Source organism: Haliscomenobacter sp. (genome assembly GCF_033763495.1).
In the GTDB taxonomy this organism is placed as follows: domain Bacteria; phylum Bacteroidota; class Bacteroidia; order Chitinophagales; family Saprospiraceae; genus Haliscomenobacter.
In genome coordinates this window covers 1-4213 of the sequence record NZ_JANRKL010000131.1, presented here as the reverse complement: position 1 = coordinate 4213, position 4213 = coordinate 1, and the positions used below count along the sequence as shown (strand labels likewise).

The 4213-nt window shown below is 45.2% G+C and carries 5 protein-coding genes; 1 reads left to right on the top strand and 4 read right to left on the bottom strand.

The window, feature by feature from the left end; translation table 11 throughout:
• Positions 1–24: 24 nt before the first annotated feature.
• Positions 25–1710, top strand: coding sequence for a ribonuclease Y (gene rny / locus SFV55_RS13680; protein ID WP_320030074.1), 1686 nt, complete (start codon positions 25–27; stop codon positions 1708–1710).
• 70 nt (positions 1711–1780) lie between these two features.
• On the opposite strand, the gene SFV55_RS13675 is transcribed toward rny, so the two are convergent.
• The 4 genes from SFV55_RS13675 to SFV55_RS13660 all read right to left on the bottom strand — a co-directional run.
• Positions 1781–2332: a hypothetical protein gene (locus SFV55_RS13675; protein ID WP_320030073.1), complete on the bottom strand. Its 552-nt coding sequence runs from the start codon at positions 2330–2332 to the stop codon at positions 1781–1783.
• 20 nt (positions 2333–2352) lie between these two features.
• On the bottom strand, positions 2353–2904 hold the full coding sequence (locus SFV55_RS13670; RefSeq protein ID WP_320030072.1) for a hypothetical protein: 552 nt from the start codon (positions 2902–2904) through the stop codon (positions 2353–2355).
• A gap of 39 nt (positions 2905–2943) precedes the next feature.
• Positions 2944–3759, bottom strand: coding sequence for a KilA-N domain-containing protein (locus SFV55_RS13665; protein ID WP_320030071.1), 816 nt, complete (start codon positions 3757–3759; stop codon positions 2944–2946).
• Between the two features lie 244 nt (positions 3760–4003).
• The coding region (locus tag SFV55_RS13660) for a hypothetical protein (protein WP_320030070.1) at positions 4004–4213 on the bottom strand (210 nt) is incomplete at its 5' end.

The window sequence follows — 4213 nt, the reverse complement described above, 5'->3', positions numbered from 1 at the left end:
TAAAAAATCGGAAAAAACGACTTTATGGCAGAAATTGGAATAGGCGCCGTCATCGGGTTAGTCATTGGTGCAGTAGTGGGATACTTTTTGGTTCAATTTTTCCTGAATAAATCCAAGCAGCAGAAAATAGAAGAACTCAATTCCCAAGCTGACTTACAGATCAAAGAAGCCCGTTTATCGGCCAAACGAATTGTCGACGAAGCAGAAACCAAAGCGGAGAAAATCGTCAACCAGGCGGAGAGCAAAAACGAACGCATCAAACAAAATAAAATTCAGGAGGCCAAAGACCATTTTGCCAAACTGAAGTCCGATTTTGATAGCCGCAAAACGCAACAATTGGTGGAAATGAAAGAGCGCGAGATGGAAATCAAAGCGCTCGAATCAGAATTCAAATCCAAAGAAGAAAAAATCGAAGCACGGCAGCGTGCACTGGAACAGCAAAAATCCGAATTCGACCTAAAAGAGGCGGAAACCGCAGCCATCCGCGAAAACCTGGAGAAGCAACTGAAAATAGTGGCCAAAAAACGGGAAGAACTGGATCAGGCCAACGAAATCCGCATCAAGGAGCTGGAAATCATCTCCAAACTCAGCGAGCAAGAAGCCAAAGAGCAATTGCTGGATGCTGTACGCGCCAAGGCCCAAACCGATGCGATGTCGATCGTGAAAGAATCCATCGAACAGGCCAAAATGGATGCCAATAAGGAGGCGAAAAAAATCGTCATCCAAACCATCCAGCGCATGTGCGCAGAATACACCATCGAAAACACCGTTTCGGTTTTCCACCTGGAATCAGATGACATGAAAGGCCAGATCATCGGTCGCGAAGGGCGCAACATCCGGGCCCTGGAAGCGGCCACTGGTGCTGAAATCGTGGTAGACGATACCCCTGAAGCCATCGTGATCTCCAGCTTTGACCCCATCCGCCGCGAAGTAGCGCGTTTGGCTCTCAAAAAACTGGTAGCTGACGGCCGTATCCACCCTGCCCGCATCGAAGAAGTAGTGGCCAAAACCCGCAAACAACTCGACGAGCAGATTGTAGAAATTGGGGAAAAAACCGTGATCGACCTCGACCTGCACGGTCTTGATCCTTACCTGGTGAAAATGGTAGGACGGATGCGTTTCCGTTCTTCCTATGGTCAAAACCTGATCAAACACTCCATCGAAACCGCGAACCTTTGTGCCATCATGGCCGCCGAGTTGGGCCTTAACCCCAAACAGATCAAACTGGCCAAACGGGCGGGTTTGCTCCACGACATTGGCAAGGTAGCGGAAGAGGAATCTGAATTGAGCCACGCCATCCTGGGGATGCAGCTCTGCGAAAAATACAAGGAACATCCTGCGGTGATCAACGCCGTTGGTGCCCACCACGATGAAATCGAAATGAACAACATCATTTCACCCATCGTACAGGCTTGTGACGCCATCTCCGGCGCGCGTCCAGGTGCTCGCCGCGAAATCCTGGAAAGTTACCTCAAACGCATCGGTGAGCTCGAAGAGCTGGCTATGGCGCACGAGGGTGTCACCAAAGCTTTCGCCATGCAGGCTGGCCGCGAATTGCGCGTCATCGTAGAAAGTGAAAAAGTAACCGACCAATATGCCGACGACCTGGCCTTCATGATCTCACAAAAGATCCAGGACGAAATGCAGTACCCCGGCCAGATCAAAGTGACGGTGATCCGGGAGAAGCGGGCGGTGGCTTTTGCAAGGTAAAATATACTCGATTATAATTTTTTGGGAAGCGCCTGTTTGGGAAACTGAGCAGGCGCTTGTTTTGTTGTTTCTAGCCTCCCAACATTTCCAATAAGACATACAACCACCCATCCTTATCCTCCTCAACCGGCATCAAACTCACCGCATAACCAAATTTTTCCGCAATTTCTTCCTTTGAAAAAAAACGCACCATCCCCTCAAAAAAAGGAGGTGTAATTATAAATTTCGCTTTTAACCCACTCGACCCCACGATCTCCAATTCACCCCGATGCACAATTTTATTCCTTAAAACACCCCAGCGCATCCGGCGAATTTTGATGCGATAAGCCAGTAAGTTGATGCCTTCAATTTCTTCCAGGGTAAGCCCTACGCAGCTGAGCCGCTGGTTGGTGTTTAAACGCAGGATCAGGCCATTTTTCAGCCATTCAAAGTTGGCATAAGCTACCTCGTTTTCGATGCCACGACAGAGTTCATCAAAAGTTGGGATGCCTTCTTGATAAATGATTTTGCTAGAGCCCGTACCGCCTAGTTGGAGCTTTTCCCGGAAGGTATAGGTGCCTCCAAAACGGGCCAGTTCGGCGGGAGTTAAGTTGCCAGTTGAGTCGGTTTCCAGCGGGTACATGAGGTTTGGGTTTAATTGAATCAACTACTCAAAACTACCATGACACTATAATCTTCATAAATCTCACAACCATTGACAATTAAGTCCGACAAACCATGCCCCCAAACCCCAACTTCCTCCCAATGATTTTTGTAAATCTCAGCATATACTTTGGCCACTTGCCAAAATAAATAACCAACTGGAAAATAGCCATGGTATTCGGTTTCATAAAGCTCTTTTCTGCGCAATGGAAAAATCTCTGCCTCCACACAAACAGAAAATGGGTAATCCAAATAAACCTTGAGCGGCACATTTATATTCTCATCTTCGATATCAATGTAGGATAGATGCTCTTCGGAATGCGTAATCAAGGTGCTTATTTCTACATTTTCAATAAGATGTAAAGTCCAAAGTCTTAAATTGCCAACAAAAATTGATTTAATTCCTTTTTTGTGGTTATTGTATGATGCTCTGCATTGGTCATAAGGAACAATACGCCACGTCGGTTCTTCGTATTGAAAGCTCGGTCTTTCAAGGTGATAATTATACGGCGAACCATCACTTTCATCCCAATTGGCTAAAATTTCTCCCATAGGGCATCTACTTTACTGCGGATATTCAGTTTGAGCATTTCATTTCAGTTGCTTCATCGTTGAGTTTTGTACCAACGACCTCATTTGGGTGATTGCAATTTTGTTGAGTTGTACCAATCGATCTGCTTGGCTCAACCCCTGATGAATCAAAACGGCATTGATACTTTCGAGGTTGGAGAGTACTACCAATTGCTCCAAAGTGGCTTCGTCGCGGATGTTTCCCTTACGATCCGGGTTTTCGGTACGCCAATCCAGGGCGGTTTTGCCAAACAAGGCGACATTGAGCAAATCTGCTTCACTGGCATACACCAAAGCGGTGTCTTGGGTGCCGATTAGTCGAGGAATGATATTTTCCTTGATGGCATCGGTATGGATGCGATAGTTGATTTTGGAGAGTGTTCGTTGCAAATTCCATTCTAATTTTAGTCGGTCATTCTCCTCTTCTTTTAGGCGTTGAAACTCTTTGATCAGGTAGATTTTAAACTCAGCAGATATCCACATGCCAAATTCAAAGGCAATATCAGGATGGGCGTAAGTGCCACCATAACGGCCTGTTTTAGCCTTTATCCCGATGGCATTCGTTTGAGCCACCCACTCTTTAACGCTGATTCTATAACTGTTCAGGCCTGCCTGACTTTTAATTGTGTCGAATTCGCCACAATTAAAGTCGGGGTTGTAGATGGATTCCCAAATGCCTAAATATTCTACGGTATTCCGGTTGCGAAGCCAATCCGAGATAAAAAAATCACCATCCTTTGCTTTGAGCATATCGGTGAGTGAAATGAATTTTTGGCCGGAGTCATCTATAATGGTAACTTCAGTTCCTCTTACAGATAGCGTGCTTTTTTTTGCCATTGTACCGCCATTGATTTTTCGTTACATACCATGCCTCGCGCATGCCCATCATTTCAAAAATAGCCATAATTCTTTTTGATGTAACATTTTGGGTAGTTTTTTAATCATTTTTTTTATTAACCACCTTTTTATTCCAAAATAAAACAAAAAAGCTGATTCGGTTTATGAAGTTTTTTGAAATAACCGTTCTCAAATCCTAGGCTCGGAGGGCATCAATTGCCTCCAGCTGATGAGGTTTTTTGAATTAAACGTTCTTTGACATATTGGTAACAGCTTCCAAAAAAGCGATAGTAAAAGGAGCATCAGCGGCCTTTAAACCGACATATTGGAGCAAAGGCTGAGCTTTGTGGCTTGGTTGGTCTAACCACTCGATGACCTTGCTTTTTAAAGCATCCCATTGATCGGTAAAGAGGTGATTGTGTAAAAGGTCTTGCTTGAGCCATCGCCACAATTT

Excerpts from the sequence above, each read along its gene's own strand:
- rny (WP_320030074.1), top strand. The coding sequence starts at position 25 with ATGGCAGAAATTGGAATAGGCGCCGTCATCGGGTTAGTCATTGGTGCA.
- SFV55_RS13665 (WP_320030071.1), bottom strand. The coding sequence starts at position 3,759 with ATGGCAAAAAAAAGCACGCTATCTGTAAGAGGAACTGAAGTTACCATT.
- SFV55_RS13670 (WP_320030072.1), bottom strand. The coding sequence starts at position 2,904 with ATGGGAGAAATTTTAGCCAATTGGGATGAAAGTGATGGTTCGCCGTAT.
- SFV55_RS13675 (WP_320030073.1), bottom strand. The coding sequence starts at position 2,332 with ATGTACCCGCTGGAAACCGACTCAACTGGCAACTTAACTCCCGCCGAA.